The following is a 19,322-nucleotide window of genomic DNA, read 5'->3' on the forward strand; positions in this document are numbered from 1 at the left end:
ACCCCTCCAGAATGAATTAAAGTTCAATGATGCATGTGGAAGATTGACCGACGCGGCACGCTCTACGCGCTGGCTCCGTCGTTCTCCGGCTCCCTGCGAAACATCAGGCAGAGGCCAAAAACATTCATCATGGCTGGGAACAATCCCCAAAACGCAAGAGTAGAGCTCGCCAGCAAGGCCGTACTGACTAGGGGCGATACGATCTGTGTGAACGATTGAAGCGCCTGCGTGACACCAATGACGCCACCACGTTCTTGTGGCGGTACGTCGCCCGCAATCGCACTCAGCAGGACCGGCCGCAGAACGCCGCTACCAAAGCTACTGAGGGCGCCTGCAAGCAATATCCACCAGGGGTTATGGACCAAGCAAAGCACACCATAACCGAGGAAGCTGGTGGTGAACCCTGCCATCGCAGTTCGGCGCCCGCCCAACGTCTCCGTCATCTTTCCGATGCAAAATAGTTGCGTGATGATCCCGACGAGGCCGAAGTAAGCGAAGGCGTATCCGACTTGGCGGGCATTCATTGGATTGCCGGCCACACGGAACCGGCGTTCGGCAAATAATGCGAAGCCGGCGATATAGGCCGCAAACGAGATGTAGTACAGAAAGATGCGCAGAAAGTTTGCCTGCAGAGAGGATTTACGAAAGTACGTGATCGCAGCACTCAGCAAAGAGGGTAGCTGCTGTTCAGGCTGCTTCTTCCAAGAGCCATCCTGCGGAAGCAGGAATGCCGTCGCTATGATGCTGAGGAGAGACAACAGGGCGGCGAGCAAAATGGGGGGGCGATAGCCAAAGTGGTAAAGGACGGCGGTCAGAGCCGGTCCGATGAAGAATCCGACGCCAAACGCAACGCTGATCTTCCCAAGTGCCTTCGGCCGTTCCTGCGGTTTAGCGATGTCGGCGATGTAAGCCTGAGCGATGGAGATGTTGCCAGCCGTAACGCCATCGATGATTCTCGCCAGAAAGACCCATTTTAACGACGGAGCAAACGCCAGTACGAGGAAGCCAGCACAGGTGCCCATCTGGCTTAACAGCAGGATGGGCTTTCTGCCGTAGCGGTCGCTCCACCGCCCGAAGATGGGCCCCGAGACAAGCTGGCAGGCTCCATAGACCGCGACAAGTAAGCCGACCGTCTTGGCGCCCGCACCGAAGTGTTCTGAATAGAAAGGCAAAAGCGGAAGGATGATAGTAAGCCCGAGCACATCAATCAGCACGATCAGGAAGATCGCGGCGAGCCTCGAATCCATGCTGCCAATCTTGAAGCGATTATTATTCAACGTTGACGTGCCGTCCACTCTTATTGGGTTTTACGAAATCCCGCCTATTCTCTATCGGTGATAGATGCGTCTAGCAGTGCTAAAGTTTCTCCCATGGCGAAAATTCGACGGGAAGAAGTAATTGCTGCCGCCCTCGATCTACTGAACGAAGTGGGGTTGGATGCGCTGAGTACCAGACGGCTGGCTCAGCGGCTCCGGGTCGAGTCCCCCACTCTTTACTGGCATTTCCACGATAAGGCTTCTTTACTCAGCGAGATGTCGGATTTCGTGATGGCATCGCGGCACAATACACCTGTTCCTAAGGAGAAGCATCGGTGGCCTGAGTGGTTTTCACAGAATGCAAGAGATTTCAGGAACGCCCTTCTTGCCTATCGTGACGGAGCAAGGCTTCATGCCGGTTCCAGACCGAGTGAGATCGAACTGCACCGCGTAGAAATCAAGATTCAATACCTCATGAGCGGGGGGATGCCAAGAGACGAAGCTCTAATGGCGCTGCTTGCAGCAGGTCAATTCACGCTGGGTTGCGTCATGGAGGAGCAGGCTCGCCAGCACGTGGAGACTCATGAGACTGGCAGCCAACTTCCTGTTGCCACGCGACCCACCAACGACCTTGCTCATGTTGTCGACCTGGTTGCGACAGATGGAAGTATAGCTTTTGAATTCGGCTTGAAACTGTTGGTTGACGGTTTACGCAAACGAACTCATGAGCGGGCCGCTAGCCAAAGGTAGATTCGCGAGCTGACATTAGCGAAATTATCCTTGACGCTTTTTTCGTACCTTTTAGAACCACTTCTCTTGTTCGGGATTATGCTTGTTATCGACCTTGTCTACTTCATGCGGAGCGACGATTATCACCTTGCAAATATATCCACGATCAAGCGAAGACAGGCTTTAGGTGCTGGCTCACCGCTACCGGAGGAAAATCGCTAGCGATCAAGTCGAACTCCGATGCAGTCGACACAAATGCCCTCGTCCTCCCTGCTCTTCCTCCAGCAGGACGAGGCCGCAAGAGACAAAGGAGCCAGCCGGACATTCAGTTCCGGACAGAACTCATGTACTTGCGTGGGTACTCGCCCGTGCTTCGTTTGAAGGCTGTGCTAAAAGCACTGGAGGATTTGTAGCCTACGGTGTCAGCAATATGAGTGAGAGGATGTTCCCCACTTCTCAACAGCTCTTTGGCCAACGCTATTCTCCAGCGAATCAGGTAATCAACGGGGGGAGTACCGACAACCTTCCGGAAGCGGGCCGCAAACACGGAGCGTGACATTCCTGCGATTGAAGCAAGACTGTCGATCTTCCAAGGCATAGATACTTCCTTGTGCATAGCCCGTAGTGCGACTGCAAGTTGAGGATCCGATAAGCCGGCGAGCAGACCGCTTATGTCATGTTCGGGGCTCGAGATTAAGCAACGGAGAACCCGCATAAGAAGGATGTCCAGGAATCGTGAGAGAACGAGAGTTCGGCCAGGAAGCTGTTGACTCGCTTCTTCCGACACGAGTTGCAGGAGTAAGCGGAACTGTGACGCATCAGCGTCCGCAGTCGCGACATGGACCACAGGAGGTAGCAGGTCGGTCAGCAGGTCCGGGTTGTCGGGATTGAGCAGAAAATAACCTGGCATGATCCTCACTGAACAACGCTGCCCATCACCAACCACCAGACAGTCGCTTGTTGCGGCTGCTAACGCCGGCTCCGCTTTCAGAGGTGAGACGTTCACATCGCTTGCAAGCGAGTAGTCCGAGGGTCGAGATAGAAAGAGGAAATCACCAGCTTCGAGCAAGACGTTGGCCGCACCCTCTTTGATCAGTAAACAACTGCCGGCGAGGATCAGTCCAAAGTTTATCGATGGGTTAGCTGCAAATGTAAGCGCCCAGTTGCCCCTCCCCTCAATGAGCTTGCAAAAATGAACAGCTTGGGGCCGGACGAGAGTGACTAGCTGAGCGAGCGGGTCGCTACCGTCTGGGACGATCGGTAATGAAATAGAGCTAATCAATGGGCAATTCTCCTGAGTTCAAATCATACAATCTCCTTGGAGGACAAATATGTTGCAGAAACAGCGATCAGTACTTATCACCGGATGTTCGTCCGGGTTTGGCAGAGCCTCGGCTCTAAAGTTTCTGGCCGCTGGCTGGAAGGTTGCAGCTTCAATGAGAAATGTTGCTGACTGGAAGGGGGATGTTGGCAATAAGAACCTGCTACTCATCTCCCTCGACCTTGACGACCCGCATTCCGTCCAGACAGCGATGGCTGCTGTTCTTACCCGCTTTGGAACGCTAGATTGTCTTGTCAACAACGCAGGCCGCGCACTCCTCTCTGTATTTGAGAGCACTCCCTTGTCATCGATTCAGGAAGTATTTGAGACCAACCTCTTCGGGCCGATGCGCTTGATCCAGACCATTATTCCGCACTTCCGCGCTCATGGTGGTGGCACGATCGTGAATGTAAGTTCGCAGTCGGCGATCATGCCGGAACCGCTTATGGCAGCTTACAACGCCACGAAGTGTGCGCTAGAGGGATTCTCCGAGAGTTTGCAATACGAGCTCGCGCCACACAATATCTGGCTGAAGCTTGTCGAACCGGGAATGGTGTTTGGGACGAACCTCATCGACTCCACTCTGAAGCATTCTCAGGACGTGCCAGTACCATCCACATACCAGTCGTTCGTAGATCAGACTATGCAGATGTACATGAGTCGCAATCCTGAGCATTTAGCGACGGTAGAAGACGTCGCGCTGTGCATCCTGGACGCGGCCGAAGGTCGAACAGCCGGCCTACACATTCCCGTAGGCCCAGACGCTGTGTTGTCTGCTCAGATGAGGCGAGGGCATTCTAGCGCCGAGTACGAACGGTATGCGTCGGCCGCCTTCGAAAACCCAGGGAAATTGTCGAGCAATCAGCAAAGTACGGTCTAGAAGACACAAGCTCATCAACGATTCGTATCTTGCCTAGTACAGGATTTTTATCCAGTTGAACTATCCGCCCTCTGCCTGTGATCATCAAGTCCATCCGAGTCGATATCCATTGCTGGTAGCAGGAGGAGCCCCAGTACAGCCCCTTTCCTTCGATTGAATTCTGTACTTCCCTGGAGGGATGCCAAAGGTCTTTGTGAATGGGCGTCGGAAAGCTTCGACGCTGCCAAAGCCGCTAGCCTTTGCAACTTCAAACAGGCTCAGGCTCGGGCTCGCAAGATGTTGACACGCAGCCTCGAGTCGCAGCTCAGTCACGTGGCGTCCAGGAGTCTTGCCGACAGTGCGGGTAAAGTGTCGCACGAAATTCCTCGGGCTCATGGCCACCCGTTTTGCGAGTTCGCTAACGGAGAGGTCGTGGTCGAGATTGTCCGCAATCCAAAACAGAAGATTACTAATCGACCGAGCAGCTGATGTTTGCGCTAAAAGCGTGGTACTCAATTGCGGTTGAGCACCCGACCGGCGGAGGAAGAGCACCATGTGCTTCGCCACATTGATTGCCGCTTCCTCGCCTATGTCTTCTTCGACAAGCGACAGCGCGAGGTCTATTGCTGACGTCCCCCCAGCTGCGGTATAGCAAACTCCGTCTCTTACAAATATGCGGTCAGAGAGCACTCTGATCTGCGAAAAGCTCTTGGCCATCCGCTCTGCGTAAGACCAGTGTGTTGTAGCCCGCTTCCCATTAAGAATGCCAGCCTCGGCCAAAACCAGACCTCCAGAGGAGAGCCCGCCGATGCGACGAATCCGGGTGGAGCAGAGTCGAATCCAGCCCGCCAATCCACTCATCTGCTTTCGCGGCAATGGGACCGGCCATTCGAGTCCTCCGGCCAACAACAAAGTGTCGGTCGAATGCGTGCACTGGCTTAAATCTGCGACATCCAGCTCAGTTTCCATGCCTTCGCAAGCTCGTCTTTGAAGCCCGGCGGGAAGGATTTGTACTTGGTACACAGTCTTACCCAGATGGTCATTGACTTGGTCAAACACTTCCGCTGGGCCAAAAATGTTCATAAGACTGGCTGACGGTAGCGCAAGCAAAGTCACGTTGATCGGCATCATACCTCCTGGGTTGCGTCTAGCGGTTCAGCAAGGTTTCGACTGGAAGACTATCGACGTAGCCCTCTTCAATGCGCCCCCTTACTGGCGAGGAGATTCAACTGCATGCGTGACGAGTCGAATCACGGACGTTTGAATGTTGAAGTTGTCCATTGCATAACAGAATGGGCCGTATCCCGTCGCCGCTGACCGTTTACCATCCTTGTAGCGGCAGTTGAAACAACAGCGCGCTTTAGTTATAGGTCGACTATATCGAATATAGAGCTCTTTGTCGAGGGAATGAATGAACTTGCGGAAGCAATACGCAGAAGAAACGCGTAGGTCCATTATCAAAGCTGCCAGGAAACTTTTTGCCGAGCGCGGATACCTTAAGACTCGGGTTGAAGACATCGCGTCACTCGCAGGCGTTGCTGCGGTAACCGTATATACCTCCGTTGGAGGCAAGAGTGGGATCTTACAGGCCCTAATTGAGATTTGGACGCTTTCGCCGATTCGCAATGCTGCGGCGTTGAGCATCGAAGCTTCAGAAAACCCAAAGCAAATTCTGGAGATTGTCGGGCGAACGATGCGGAGTATGCGTGAGGAGTTTGCTGACATCATTTACGCTCTGCACGACGCGGCCCCGTTCGATGCCGCCGTTGCCAAATACCTCGAGGTTGCGACTCAACGCTACCGAGGATCATGCTTTATGGTTGCGGAAAAGCTGAAAAGCCTGGACGCCCTCCGTCCCGGCCTGTCCGTAAATCAGGCTCGCGATGTGCTTTGGTTTTACTTCGGTTACTGGAGCTGGTTTACCCATCGCGAGGAAAACGGATGGTCCTATGATGATGCTGAGCGGTGGCTTGTTGATGCGGTGACACAGGCCTTGCTGAAGGAAAGAGGGCTTCGAAGAAGCCGCGCTAGGCGCGCCGAAAAGACTTCGTCCCTTATGTCGTAGGTAGAGGGCCCAGAATGCGCAACATCGACCTACTGCACCCCTGCGTCATGCCGAGGTCGTAGATCGCTGCATGCTTCCCCATACGATTCATATGCGATGTGTTCTAAACATTCTCCCACTGGGAATTGCAGCAGCATTCATCTTACGTTTGCCGTCCGAACTTGAGAAGTAGTGACGTTATACCGGTAGACCAACTAACAGGATGGTCAAGATGCCCACGAACGTTGAGACGATGCATACAAAGAACGAGAAACCTGCTTGTCAAATATTGATACATGGTCGACCTAAATAAGACGCTTGAGCCAGACTATTCGATTGATGAATAGCGCTCTCGGTCGGTATGCATCGGGGTCACAGCGATTGCGGCGGATTTTCTGACAGGTTCGCCATTGATCTTAAGGCGTGCAAGATTGCCTCGCTTATTCTTCCGCCGACGCTCTCAAAATCCGTCAGACCGGCCGGAACGCTTGGACAAGGTGTCCGTTTGAACGTGGGTTATGTCAGCAAATCACGCAATCGTGCGTAGGGATTAACGAGTCTAACTATCGAACGCACTAGGTCTGCTGCAGTCGTATTACAAGAGGCCGAGTATGCCTTTGATGTCGACTGGGGCAATCACTCCCTATGTTATGTCCTGAGTTGGATTACAGACTTTTCGCTTCTCACTGAACTCAGCGCTAACGAGGATGGCGATCATCGCATTTTTGCTGAAGGTTATGCACGGACAATGAATGGTGCCAGAGGAGCAGTCGCCTGAGAAGCACGATAGTGCGCGTGAATCTGCGCTACGCCGGCAGCGACATGGAACACTACAAATCGGCGCCAAGAGTGGCTGAGACACAGAGAGGTTTTTCTTGTATTGACGGACGACTCGACACGTAACACCGCCACCGTCACAAATGCGATTCAGTGAAGCCTGTTCATGGCAGACATGTCGTAAGTTTCGCAGTTTTGAATTCTACGAAATCTCTCAAACAAGCTTCTCATCCGAGTACCGCAGGATTTTGGAGCGGCATAGCAGATTTGCAAGTATGAGGTAGAGCGCAAATCTGCTTTGTTTTCCCCAAACCAAAAGTTTTTATTTTTAGAGTGTTTTGACGAGGTGGCGCGATATGTGGAGAGTAAAGTCGCTTGATACCAGCCTTGAACAGTCCGAGCGTAACCCGCTCTTACGTTCTTTAGGACCAGTGCAGCTTACACTTTTTGGAGTTGGATCGACGATTGGCACCGGAATCTTCGTTTTGACATCTCAGGCTGCCCAGGAAGCAGGCCCGGGAATGATTGTGTCTTTCATTCTTGCCGCCATTGTCTGTGGGATAGCTACACTATGCTACGCAGAACTAGCAGCTATGGCTCCTATCTCGGGAGCGGCATACGTATACGTATATGCCAGCTTTGGGGAATTCTGGGCATGGATCGTCGGCTGGGCATTAGTTCTTGAGTATGCTATTTCGGCAAGCGCAGTGGCTGTGGGGTGGTCGGGATATCTGGTGGGTCTACTTGAGCACTCAGCGTTGCATGTCGTCCTTCCGGTCAAGTTTACAAACGGCCCATACGGCGGCGGTATAATCAACCTTCCCGCAGTCTTATTGTGTCTTGTTGTGACTTTACTCCTCGTGGTTGGTACTCAGGAGAGCGCACGTGTGAACGCGTTCTTTGTCACGGTAAAAGTCTTAGCACTAGGATCGTTCGTGGTGATGTCATTACCTGCGATCAAGGATACCAATTTCCATCCGTTCGCCCCGCTTGGGGTTGCGGGCATCACGAACGCTGCCGCTTCTATTTTCTTCACATTCATCGGTTTTGATGCAGTGGCCACAGCTGCGGAGGAAACGAGAAACCCTCAAAGAAACCTGCCCATCGGTCTCTTTGGAGCGCTCTTGGTGGTGACACTCACCTATTTGCTTGTTGCAATCGGTGCTGCGGGTACGTTCGGCGCTCAACCCATGAAGAATCTCGACGGGGTGCCATTACTTGCGGGCTCAAAGACATTGGCTGAACGTTGCGAACAGCTTGCATCGGGCTCGCACCAGTCGCTCGCCTGCTCTCACGAAGGACTCGCCTCTATTCTCCGCCAGCTCGGTCACCCTGCTGCTGCCGGTTGGCTTGGCCTGGCTGCTTTCATTGCGTTGCCGTCGGTCGTGATGATGCTTATTTACGGTCAGACACGTATCTTTTTTGTGATGGCTCGCGATGGCCTTATTCCCGACCGCCTAGCTCGTACACATCCGCGATGGAAGACACCCTACGTCGTGACCCTATGCACAGGAATAGCCGTGGCGTTCGCTTCCGCCTTGTTACCGGTAGGCCGTCTAGCGGCTATCGCAAATTCTGGAACGCTCTTCGCGTTCTTCCTTGTATCGCTTGCAGTTCTGCGACTGAGATACACAGAACCCAGTCGCAACCGTCCCTTCCGCACTCCAGCAGTGTGGTTCGTGGCCTCGGTCTCGTGTCTAGGGTGCTTCGTCCTGTTTCTCTTTTTGTCGCGAGAGGCCAAGCTGGTTCTACCCTTGTGGTCAGCTATCGGCCTTACGATCTACGGCCTGTACGGCGTGCGCCGATCTCGACTTGTGCGAGGCGGAGCATAGGGACTTTCAGACTTATTGATCTACTGCCGGTCAGGATTGTATTTCACCCTGAGCGGAAATCGGACAACTGCACTTCAAGTGAGGGAGGCCTTGTCTTTTGCGAGCACAAGCCAGTTATTGAACCTCGGACTGTTCTTCCAAATTGCCTTAGATTCAAAGGGGAGCTACTCCCACCCTAACCCATTGCAGCAGCCGCTGCATAAACGATCGTCAACATTCAATCGGAGACCTAATTGTCCTTCCCCAATCCCTACAATGACAACGTTCTTGCTGCCTCGTACGCTAAGCTGGGCACCGAGAATACATATAATATCGCCTATCGAGACGTCGCTCACTTGTTCGAGACATATGACATGTCCGGGAACGCTCTGGACTACGGGTGTGGCGCAGGCCGATCAACCAGATTTTTGCGCAGTCATGGTTTCTCTGCCATAGGCGTTGACATATCGGAGGCCATGATAGCGGAGGCCCGCGAGCAGGACGCAGAGGCGGACTACCGACTAATCGAGCCGGGGAACCTTCAAGCTTTCAGGGATGGGCAGTTCGATTTGGTTCTCTCCATGTGGCCGTTCGACACAATTGCGACTGCAGGAGAGAAGATCGAAACACTAAACGAGATCAGCCGAGTATTGAAGCCGGATGGTCGGAGCATCCTCGTCGCATCATCTCCCGAACTTTACATGCGTGAATGGGTTTCCTTCAGTACGTCCGAGTTCCCGGAAAACAAGATAGCGAGGGATGGAGATAAGGTTAGGGTGTTGATTAAGGACGCAGGTAGTCGACGTCTCGTAGAAGACATCCTCTGTACGGAAGCAAACTATGAGGCGATCTTCCGGAAGACAACGCTTATGCTTTTGGAAAAGCGAAGTCCGCTTGCCTCGGTCGACGACAGGTACCAGTGTGGCTGGATCAGTGAGCTCTCTAACGCTCCTTGGATGGTGTTTCTTCTGCAAAAGCGGGCGGATGCGCAATGAAACCACCAACGCTAGCTCCAAAAGATGCCAGCGAGCGCATTGCTGTTCTCGACATCCAACGCGGCATTGCCATTCTACTCATTTTCCTCGTCAACATTACCAATATGGGCAATAGTGTCTATGAGCACTTCGGTGACGCACGCCTGCTTGGTTGGCAGCCGAAGGATCGCATTTGCTGGTGGGTGATTCGTCTCTTTGTAGATGGCACCCAGCGCGGACTACTGCAGTTCCTCTTCGGCGCGGGTGCACTCATCCTACTCAGTAGAACGCAACGTCCGGAAGGACCCGTCGCGGTGGCCGATCTTTACTTCCGCCGCAACTTCTTACTAATTTTCTTCGGTCTCTTCGACATCTTCGGCCTCCTTTGGTTCGGAGATATCTTGTATCAGTACGGGGCTGCGGCGCTGTTCCTCTTCCCTTTGCGCCGCCTCAAGAGTAAGACTCTACTCGCCATTAGCTTGGCTGCTGTTGTAGTCGTTACAGCCCAGTCCGCCAACAGATATCGGCATCAAGTCGCGAGCTATACCGCATCCCAAGACGCTCAGAAGAAGCAGTCGCTACATCAACCATTAACCACTCAGGACGCGCAGGCTATCGCCCAGCGGGCTGCGAAATTAGCCTCCCTTCGCACCCCCACATCGGCTCTTGCTGAGGAACGCTCGGTCCGCATGGGTCCTTTTTGGAATTATGCCAACTGGTGCACGCATATTTGGCTCGCTTTCGTCTATCCGACGCTGGTAGGTAACGTCGCCGAGGTCTTGTTTCCCGCAATACTAGGGATGGCACTGTACAAGTTTGGCGTGACCCAGGGTGAGCGCTCCACTCTGTTCTACGCCTGTTCGGCTGTATTCTGTTACATTCCTGGTTTGGCCCTGCGCGCAAGCGACGCCTTGGTTTTCATAAAATTCGAGGGGCTGCCGAGTAAGGCCTCTATCTTTTCCGAATTGGCGCGACTCCTTATCACGCTCGGCCACGTCGCACTCATGAACCTCCTCGTTAGGACCCGTCCTGGTCTGCGCCTACTCACCCCTTTCAAGGCGGCTGGCCGCACGGCATTCTCCCTCTACCTTATTCAGAACTTTCTTGGGATGTGGATCTTATTTCCCGGTTTTGCATTCGGGCTTTTCGGGCGCTTCGGTTGGTTCGGACTCACCTCGATTGCTCTCGCCATAATGATCGCTCAGTTGTTGCTTGCGACACTCTGGCTTCACTTCTTCACGATGGGACCTCTGGAATGGGTCTGGCGATCCCTCGCTTACAATCGTCAGCAACCATTCCGTAAGCATGTCGCTCAATTCGAGGCGGTTTGACTTCAATAGCCGGCTTCTTGTCCCTAAGAGACCTTTTTGAGCTCTTCGGGATCGCATCGAAAACCTAAAACGATGTTCGGTTGACAGCGGCCCGCAACAGTTTGCCGCCAGCGGACTATCAATCTCCGAGGTAAAAGAAACATGCACTTTTCTCGCCAGAATCAACTCGTGGTCACGGGGCTCCTTGTGCAGGCGCTGACTCTCATGACAACCGGGTGCGGGGCCAACTCCACAGCACCCAATCCTCCTGCGAACGGCTCTAATCTACCGGGACAGGTTTCAATTGTGAACAAGCAACTCTCGCGCGATGGAAAGCCGTGGGTACCACATGGATTTTTCCAAGTTGCATTTCAAGCGTCCCCAAACGAACAGAATGTGCCCAACTTCGAGACACAAGCGCAAGCTTACTACTCGCCGCAGGAATATACAGACATGGCAGACGCCGGCGCCGACTCGGTCCGCGTTATGCTTGGCCAAACAGTCGGCGATCCTCAAAACACCAAGCTCTATTCGGAATCTTTTGTGAATGGATTCATTGGCGCGGTTCAAGAAGCCAGGAAAGCGGGTCTCACAGTCATTGTGGGTGTTCAGGATGAGTCGATTACGCAAGATCCGAATCCAACAGGCTTGCCGAACTCAGCAACGCAGCGCGTTTGGGCACAACTCGTGCCTGCATTCAAGAACGATAAAGGTATTCTGCTCGAGCTGTTCAACGAGCCGGGCACTGGCCCGGACCAGGCTGTGCAACCATCTGATTGGCAAGAGTGGGTCACAGCGATGAACTCGACGATCGCCAGCGTACGTGCTGAAGGTGCGAAGAACGTCGTTATCGCCGACGGCCTCGCGCATGCCGGAATTCTGACGGGAGCCCCAACTCTGACCGATAGTCTGAATCAGACTGCCTATGCGGCCCATCCGTATACTTTCCAAGAATCCAGCGAAGAAGAGCGGAACGAACAAGCATTCTTGGACAACAGTTTTGGGAACTTTGCCGCAAGCAATCCTGTGATCATCACGGAATGGGGTCAGGGCTATTATTGCGGTCCAACCAACCCAGCCTTCCTTCTCTTCTTCCTTACCTACATTCAGAGTAAAGGAATTGGTTTGGAGATGAGTTTCTGGGATTGGGGCGGTCCGACGGCATTCGGAGGAACTCGCTATAACTATCCCAACCCTGTTGTTTCGATGTATTACGACAACGGATCGCTGTTGACGTGCGGAACGGCAGAACGCGGTCCCGGACTAACCATAAATTCCTGGTATGCCACTAACGTTCTTCCATCCAAGGTACTGTGACACAACACAACGGGTTGATACACATGACGCCATCCGGAAACTCAGCTGTCTGCGTTGTTCCTCAACGGGCTCCGATCCGCACTCAGGTTGGGCCAAGGGCAGCTTTCAACAATTCGCGCAAAGGGGACGGAACTTTGCTCCTCTTTTCAAATGAACCATGAAATGGAGGGACTCTTGACACGTCGCCATGCTACCGCATCGATCTCGGCTCTTCTGGTTATGTTCGTCCTCGCGAGTACACTTCGCCTGAAGGCACAAAAACCGACAGCGAACGAAGAGCGGTCCATTACGGATGTCGTCAGAACGTTACTCGTCGCCTTGAGGAACGAAGACCAGACGGAACTCAACTCTGTAGTCACACCAGACTTTTATATTTTTGACAACGGGTCACGGTTTGACAAAGACTCGGTTATGGCCTTCATGAAGCATTTACACGCCTCAGGAAAACAGATTGAGTGGAATATCACGGAGCCAGACGTACATGTTGTCGGGGATGTTGCGTGGATCGCGTACCTGAACAAGGGCACAATTACTACGGGACAGATCAAGTCAGATCAAAGCTGGCTAGAGTCTGGTTTCCTGGAAAGGAAGTCAGGCAAATGGCAACTTGAGTTTATGCAAAGCACTCGGATTCCCGGAAGCGTAGGAGTACCTAAATGAGGTTCATGGGAATTCGATTACGTTTCGAATCCCGTTTGCTCGCTCGATAATGGGAACCAAGAGCATGGATTCCTCGCGTTGATGTTACAAGGCCACGGGGCGTCCTACGAACACAACCTCAAGCTAGACAATTATGCAGGGTTCGCATGCGGTCAAGAATTTTTGGATCAGGCAGGTAATCGAGACCTGGTACAAAACAGGCGTGCCCGCTAGAAATCCGCACTAGCAGAGACATGCTGTTGACGCTCCAAGCTGCGAGGTCTATGAGCGAACGGCCTCCGTTCCGAGAAGCGGGCGGGTGTCCCTGCAAGATAATTTCCGCCTAACGCTCTGTGCGGAGCGTTAGAACCGGTGATTCGTCCCTACCCTACTACTTGCCATTGAGAGAAATGGACTACCTATGAGACACCTCCTACCTTCATTTGCTTGGCTGCTGGTTGCCGCCGCATCTGTTTGCCATGGTCAATCCGGTGGCTCGAGCGGCTGGACGGGAACTTGGTCAGCTGCACCGCGTATTGAATTCACCACCGATGGAATTGGGACAGCTCCGGAAACGATCCGGGAGATCGTGCATGTGTCGACCGGAGGCCGTGCTGTACGAATTCGGCTTAGTAACGTATTCGGTACAGACACTCTCAGAGTTGATGGTGTCAGCATAGCCGTGGCCGAGCAGGCCGGCACGCTGAAGTCTACACCTAAGCTGCTGACCTTTAATGGTATGCCGCAGGCAAATATAGCTGCCGGCAAAAGCCTCACCAGTGATTCTGTTTCGCTTGCCTTAGCCCCTTTATCTGATCTCGCGGTCAGCATTCTCGTACCACTCGAAACGATTCACGTGATGACTGTACACCCAAAGGCAAACACGACCAACTATACCGCGCCCGGAAATCAGTTGCTTTCCTTACGGATGCGAGAACAGAGTTCTTCTGACGCGTATCCGTTTCTTGTCGCTGTCGATGTGCAATCGGAGGCTGAGTCGAACTCCAATGCCGGAGCGATCGTCTGCCTCGGCGATAGCATTACTCAGGGTGTCCACAGCACGCCGAACAGGAACGAGGCGTGGCCGGATGTCCTCGCAAGAACGCTGCAATCCAGAACTGACATGAAACAAATCGGGGTCTTGAATGAGGGGATTGGGGGAAATCGTATCTTTCAGAATGGTGGTGGGCCGGCGGCGTTGTCGCGCTTCGATCGCGACGTGCTGCACCAGTCGAACGTTAAGTTCCTGGTTCTGGCAGTGGGTATCAATGACATAGGACTCGGCTATGGTCCAGCCGCGCAGCCGTCAGCAACCAGACCAACTGCACGGCAAATAGAAGCGGCGTACAGAGACCTGTCCCAGCGCGCTCATCTTCAAGGCATCAAGGTGATTGGCGCAACCCTTACGCCATTCGGGAGAGCAGCTTATTTTTCGGAAGCGGGCGAAGCCGTAAGGCAGGAGGTTAATCAATGGATCCGGACTAGCGCTCTAAACGAGCACATCTACGATAGCGTCGTAGACTTTGACCAGCTACTGGACGCTCGACAAAATGACTCAAGACCAATGTTGAAATCGCGCTATGACAGCGGAGATGGCCTGCACCCAAACGATTCTGGCTACGAGTTAATGGGACGCGAGGTATACAACGCATTCATGCGCGTCGACAATCGGCCCTGATGTCCAGGCTGTAGGATGTGACTTCTCCCTGCCTAGTAATTCAACAGGGCGCGAAGTATTGATGCAACATCCAACCATCAGGCATGAACGGAAGATCCCGCTGAATGAAGACGAACTGTGGCCGTGGAACGTGGATCGCAGGTCATGAAAAGTTAAACGCCAAAATCACATACTGCCCAACCCCGGTCGCCCGCCTTAAACAAACTTGGTCATGAACGCTGCAGCAGCCTGGTACCAATAGACGGTATGGTTCGCGCCGGCTCGATTGCCAGAAGAACATGCCCCTGAAAAGGCAGGTTCTGGCACCCTACAATGGATGGAATGAGCACAGGTGATCACAACGATCTAGTTAGCGCTTGGGAGTCTGAGCAGAGTCGGGTCATTCGGAACTTCGTGCGCGGCGAGTCTCGCTGCCTCTTCTCGAGCGCGGGCCTGGGCTGGCCGGGCATCATGCTTGAGCAACATGAAATCTCCCCGAAGTCACGCCCTGCTGCAGGGCTAAGCCGCTTGGTTCTTTGCTTCTGGAACAACAATGAAACAATGCGCTGCGATCATCCCGACGCTAACGGCTACTTCGTCCCGAAGCTGGTGCATCCGGGAACTCTCTCCCTCTACACCAGGGGAGCACTCGCCGAGGTACGGACATTCGAACCTTGGTCTGGACTTTTCCGAGCTTTAAGGAAGGTTTCCTCTGTGAAGTTGAGGAGAGATTCCGGCATGACAGCAACATACATAGCGTGGCGGATGGGATGATCTCGCAGGATAAGCGTTGCTTTCTAGATGCACCCCTGCAAAGCATCCTGAATGGCCTAGGCGAAGAAGCACGCACCAGGGGCCAAAATGGGCGGCTGTACGCGGAGAAACTCGTTCAATCGCTCGCAGACCGTCTCCTGATCCTGACTCGCACGCGCGAAACAGCGTGGCTTACCAATAATCTGGATATGTGCACGAGGCGCCGCATCACCGACCGGCTCGAAGCCACGCCGGACGCGGATTTCGACGTTGAAACCCTCGCAGCCGAGAGGGGATGTAGCAAGCGGCACCTTTTTCGCACTTTCCGCGTCAGCACTGGACGTTCTCCGCATCAGTACGTTTTGGATCTACGCATTGAGAAAGCAAGACGACTTATGCTGAAACCCAACTTAAGCCTGATGCATATCGCTATGGAGTGCGGCTTTAAGAGCGACGCACACTTTACGCGGGCTTTTCGTCAACGCCTCGGAGTGCCGCCCAGCATCTTCCGACGTCGTCTGTAATGTCATTTTTCGTCAAGTAAGGCCATCTCAGCTCCGCTAAGCTTCAGAAGACAGGAGTTATCCGGCCCGCCTCATATGATGAATTCCCTTTCGATGCAATGTGACAACACTACCTTAGTCCAAGAAGAATCGCCAGCCACCGAACCGGCGCTCGCCCCCACTCAACGTCAACAGCGATTCGCAAGTATGGACGTACTGCGCGGCATCGCTCTGCTGGGCGTCCTCATCGCCAATGTCTCCGACTTTGGTCTACCGGGCTGGGACTATCTCGTGCCGCTTAGTGCGTCCAAGCCTGTCTTCACTGGTCCGCACGCCGCCGCGAACACGGCTATGTGGTTCGCGCGCTGGCTGATCATGGAAGGCAAAATGCGCGCGCTGTTCTCCTTGCTATTCGGCGCAGGAGTCATCCTGCTTACCGGTCGCATAGAGCAACGCCAAGGACAAGGGAGGGCAGCCGATATTTATCTTCGACGCAACATGTGGCTAGTCCTGTTCGGCGTCCTGCACGGCTATCTTCTTTACCATGGCGACATCCTATATTTTTACGGACTCATAGCGCTTCTCTTCCTTTATCCTTGCCGAAATCTCCAGCCGCGGACGTTGGCCGTCTGTGGCGCATGCCTGTTGGCGTTGTGCATGTGCGTCAACCCTTTTGCTAGTGGGACGGCGATCCGAGATATCGGGCTGCATCACCGAGTGGTGATTGCGGAGCATGCGCGACAGTCAGGAGAGACCCTTTCCGCCTCTCAACAAGACGACCTAAAATCATGGCAGGCCCGCGAGCAGGATTGGCGACCCGGTGCGAATGCAGTGACAGCGGATCTCGTAGCAGCCCGCGGTGGCATCATTTCCAATTTCCGACGGCAGGTACCGGCAGTGATCGCCTACGAACGCGATTACTTCTACAGCCTTGTTTTTCTTGACATGCTGCCTATTATGCTGCTCGGCATGGCCCTGTGCAAGAATGGGTTTCTGACGGCAGGTATGCCAGCACGTATTTACGGATTGACCGCTCTGGCCGGTGCAGCGATTTCCATTCCATTAATCGGTACAGCAACATGGAAGAGCTATCAAAGCGGTTTCGACATGCTGACTTCGGAGAAATGGCTCTTCCTTACCTATGACCTTGGCAGAGTATCTGGAATGCTAGCCATAGCCGGTCTCGGACTTTTCTGCGTCAAGAAGCGCTTGCTTCCTCGCTTTCTTGGCTTGTTGGCTGCAGTCGGTCAAATGGCTCTGAGCAACTATCTACTTACCAGCCTATTGTGCAACATCCTCTTTTTCTGGGGGCCATAGAAGCTCTATGGTCTGCTGGAGTATTACCAGCTGTATTACATCGTCGCCGGTGTGTGGGTAGTGAACGTGGTCTGGAGTGTGCTTTGGCTGCGTCGATTTCAATTTGGTCCTGCGGAGTGGTTGTGGCGGTCACTTACTTATTGGACAATTCAACCCTTGCTTGCTCCTGCTCCAGCGAAAGAGGTCAGTAGTTGAAGTACCCTTCTACACCGGCCGCTTGGCAGTAGTCGCAAAAAAGAAAGCGCTCAAGCACTATGTCTTCCTGGCGATGTAAAAAACTTTAGGAACACCTTGCGCTTAGAAAATATCAGCATTTAAGGCTCGTCTCAGCATAGGGACTTTTCTCGTACGTTCTTTCATGCTCGCTTGCAGAGTTGCAAGCGCTTTTAAGCCTGCGGTCGCTTCCTTCGCATCTGGCATTTCGCTTGCATCGTTCCACCCTGTATCGTCACCTTCCCGACTATGTTGCACAACGATGCCGTCCTGCCGACAGACAATTCTGAGGTCACCATACAACAATCCGTATCTTAAATTGGTTTGTGCCGGTAACCACGCGATCTGACCACGAATTGGAGTCAGACTCTTGTCGCCAAAAAGATGTCTGGCCCCCCATCCAGTGCAGTTCGCTATTAGGCGTGCCCGGATCTTAGAAAGATCAGCCGGGGTGCGAAAGGTACATGCTTCCAGACGGCCACCGGCACGCTGAAACTCCTCAAGCAGCAAGGGTATAATTACGCCTACATTGAACGTGAGGGATCGCGAGCGCCATGCATACGGAGTAGGGAATGGTGACTGATCGCGCGGAATAAAGCTCATCAAGGGTGAAGAATTGGCGAGGTGTAAAGAGCATTTGAAAAATCCATGCGAATCTCGTCGATCGAACTCCGCGCGTTGTGGATCGGGCTGATTGTCGGACAGGACGAATCGGTCAACCCACTCGACTGGCCGTGAGGTCATCGAGGTATACGCCTGAAATGCTGCGAAGGTTTCGCTGGCCAGCCGCCGCCATGCATCTTCAAAGCGTACATTTACTGCTTCGCCGAGTGCGATTCTGCTGTCTGGAGTCCAGGAACCGGTTGCACGCGCTGACCGTGTTTGTAGCGGTGGATCTTGGGCGTAGATGCTCACTTTAAATCCTGCGCGCTGCAAGGTCAGAGCTGTTGTGATACCGATAGCGCCAGCTCCTATCACGGCAACATCAAGAGTCCTAGGGTGCGCATCTCGCAACAAGTTTAAGACACGGGTAGCAGATCCCCAGGACAAGGACCATCCGCTACCGCCGTGACCGTAGTTGTGAATCAGCAACTGGTCTCCCAACCGTTCGGCTTCTATGCGTGGCCCGTTCGCGCGAAACGGACGAGTGCACACCGTGATCCTTTGTGGAGGACCGTTCGTATCGATAGGTTTCAAACGCATTGGCAACAAACGTTTTGATTCTTGAGATTCGTTCAACTCGCCCTATTCCTTTTGTGGGAGGCACCAGTAGCTTAGACCTCTATGGTGTTGCCGCTAACGCCTCACACTGCGGGAAGGACAGCTGCTACTTGGGCAGACGCATATAAGCGAAGGAAAGCTTCGTCCAGAGGGTTCTTTGGCAGTATGTGTCCCAGGTCTGACAGCTGCTGCCAGCTTTGCTGAACAATCCGAGAGATGCTAGTATTTGCCAGCGCGAGGCGATCCAAGAATGAAGCAAACCTCGTTCGTGGCCGTCATTTTAAGGAGGCCTACGGATTGTCAGCGCGGCAGATGCTTAATGCGCCGCCATTTCCTGCAACGTCCGCCAGTGGGTGAACGAGAAAGCTCGAGAAGAGGATAGCAGCTGTCGTCATTCCCATCCTTCGTCGAAGAGATTTAGTGAGATGCTGTCAGCCATCACTTTGTACCCTTCGTCGTCGATGGAGATGGTCAATGGAGCTGTACTCGGGGTTGAAAGATAGTGGGCTTTGGGAGGGCGCGCATCACCGCATCGAAGTCGATCACTCCGTCGAACGCGCAGACGACCGAATCCAGCGTTCACATCTTGCCGAACCTTTTCGCCGGCTTCGGAATAGAACG

The 19,322-nt window shown here is 53.5% G+C and carries 14 protein-coding genes and 1 pseudogene; 11 read left to right on the top strand and 4 right to left on the bottom strand.

Annotated features, from left to right (window positions below; all coding sequences use genetic code 11):
• Window positions 1-62: 62 nt before the first annotated feature.
• On the bottom strand, window positions 63-1,247 hold the full coding sequence (locus tag ACPOL_RS29405; protein ID WP_150133178.1) for an MFS transporter: 1,185 nt from the start codon (window positions 1,245-1,247) through the stop codon (window positions 63-65).
• 123 nt (window positions 1,248-1,370) lie between these two features.
• Between ACPOL_RS29405 and ACPOL_RS29410 the strand changes: the two genes are divergently transcribed.
• Window positions 1,371-2,006 (top strand): TetR/AcrR family transcriptional regulator C-terminal domain-containing protein, encoded by a 636-nt coding sequence (locus ACPOL_RS29410; protein ID WP_114210323.1) that lies wholly within the window; start codon window positions 1,371-1,373, stop codon window positions 2,004-2,006.
• Between the two features lie 304 nt (window positions 2,007-2,310).
• Here the strand turns inward: ACPOL_RS29410 and ACPOL_RS29415 are convergent, their stop codons facing one another.
• Window positions 2,311-3,267, bottom strand: a complete 957-nt coding sequence (locus tag ACPOL_RS29415) for an AraC family transcriptional regulator (protein WP_114210324.1) — start codon at window positions 3,265-3,267, stop codon at window positions 2,311-2,313.
• Between the two features lie 49 nt (window positions 3,268-3,316).
• Between ACPOL_RS29415 and ACPOL_RS29420 the strand changes: the two genes are divergently transcribed.
• Entirely contained in the window at window positions 3,317-4,186 is an 870-nt protein-coding gene (locus ACPOL_RS29420; RefSeq protein ID WP_114210325.1) for an SDR family oxidoreductase, read from the top strand.
• An 84-nt stretch (window positions 4,187-4,270) separates the two neighbouring features.
• Here the strand turns inward: ACPOL_RS29420 and ACPOL_RS29425 are convergent, their stop codons facing one another.
• The gene (locus ACPOL_RS29425; protein WP_114210326.1) at window positions 4,271-5,296 is read right to left on the bottom strand and encodes a helix-turn-helix domain-containing protein; all 1,026 of its coding nucleotides are present in this window, start codon (window positions 5,294-5,296) and stop codon (window positions 4,271-4,273) included.
• A gap of 280 nt (window positions 5,297-5,576) precedes the next feature.
• Here ACPOL_RS29425 and ACPOL_RS29430 point away from each other — a divergent pair, with 280 nt between their 5' ends.
• The 9 genes and pseudogenes from ACPOL_RS29430 (at window position 5,577) to ACPOL_RS35810 (ending at window position 17,462) form a co-directional block, all read left to right on the top strand.
• Window positions 5,577-6,230: a TetR/AcrR family transcriptional regulator gene (locus tag ACPOL_RS29430; protein WP_114210327.1), complete on the top strand. Its 654-nt coding sequence runs from the start codon at window positions 5,577-5,579 to the stop codon at window positions 6,228-6,230.
• 1,112 nt (window positions 6,231-7,342) lie between these two features.
• Window positions 7,343-8,818 carry an amino acid permease gene (locus ACPOL_RS29435; RefSeq protein WP_114210328.1) on the top strand — a complete coding sequence of 492 codons (1,476 nt, stop codon included), beginning with the start codon at window positions 7,343-7,345 and terminating at the stop codon, window positions 8,816-8,818.
• Between the two features lie 233 nt (window positions 8,819-9,051).
• Entirely contained in the window at window positions 9,052-9,792 is a 741-nt protein-coding gene (locus ACPOL_RS29440) for a class I SAM-dependent methyltransferase (protein ID WP_114210329.1), read from the top strand.
• On the top strand, window positions 9,789-11,102 hold the full coding sequence (locus ACPOL_RS29445; RefSeq protein ID WP_114210330.1) for a DUF418 domain-containing protein: 1,314 nt from the start codon (window positions 9,789-9,791) through the stop codon (window positions 11,100-11,102). Before ACPOL_RS29440 ends, ACPOL_RS29445 begins: the two co-directional genes overlap by 4 nt.
• 141 nt (window positions 11,103-11,243) lie before the next feature.
• The gene (locus ACPOL_RS29450; protein WP_114210331.1) at window positions 11,244-12,398 is read left to right on the top strand and encodes a glycoside hydrolase family 5 protein; all 1,155 of its coding nucleotides are present in this window, start codon (window positions 11,244-11,246) and stop codon (window positions 12,396-12,398) included.
• A 174-nt stretch (window positions 12,399-12,572) separates the two neighbouring features.
• On the top strand, window positions 12,573-13,058 hold the full coding sequence (locus ACPOL_RS29455) for a nuclear transport factor 2 family protein (protein WP_161557641.1): 486 nt from the start codon (window positions 12,573-12,575) through the stop codon (window positions 13,056-13,058).
• A gap of 400 nt (window positions 13,059-13,458) precedes the next feature.
• Window positions 13,459-14,715 (top strand): SGNH/GDSL hydrolase family protein, encoded by a 1,257-nt coding sequence (locus ACPOL_RS29460; protein ID WP_114210333.1) that lies wholly within the window; start codon window positions 13,459-13,461, stop codon window positions 14,713-14,715.
• A 749-nt stretch (window positions 14,716-15,464) separates the two neighbouring features.
• Window positions 15,465-15,971, top strand: coding sequence for a helix-turn-helix domain-containing protein (locus tag ACPOL_RS29470; RefSeq protein WP_150133180.1), 507 nt, complete (start codon window positions 15,465-15,467; stop codon window positions 15,969-15,971).
• Window positions 15,972-16,448: 477 nt separating this feature from the next.
• Window positions 16,449-17,462 (top strand): annotated as a pseudogene (locus ACPOL_RS35810) (DUF418 domain-containing protein).
• A gap of 102 nt (window positions 17,463-17,564) precedes the next feature.
• Here ACPOL_RS35810 and ACPOL_RS29485 read toward each other — a convergent pair.
• Window positions 17,565-18,719 carry an NAD(P)/FAD-dependent oxidoreductase gene (locus ACPOL_RS29485; protein ID WP_114210338.1) on the bottom strand — a complete coding sequence of 385 codons (1,155 nt, stop codon included), beginning with the start codon at window positions 18,717-18,719 and terminating at the stop codon, window positions 17,565-17,567.
• Between the last annotated feature and the right edge of the window lie 603 nt (window positions 18,720-19,322).

Origin of the sequence: Acidisarcina polymorpha (assembly GCF_003330725.1) — a bacterium.
Taxonomy (GTDB): Bacteria; Acidobacteriota; Terriglobia; order Terriglobales; family Acidobacteriaceae; genus Acidisarcina; species Acidisarcina polymorpha.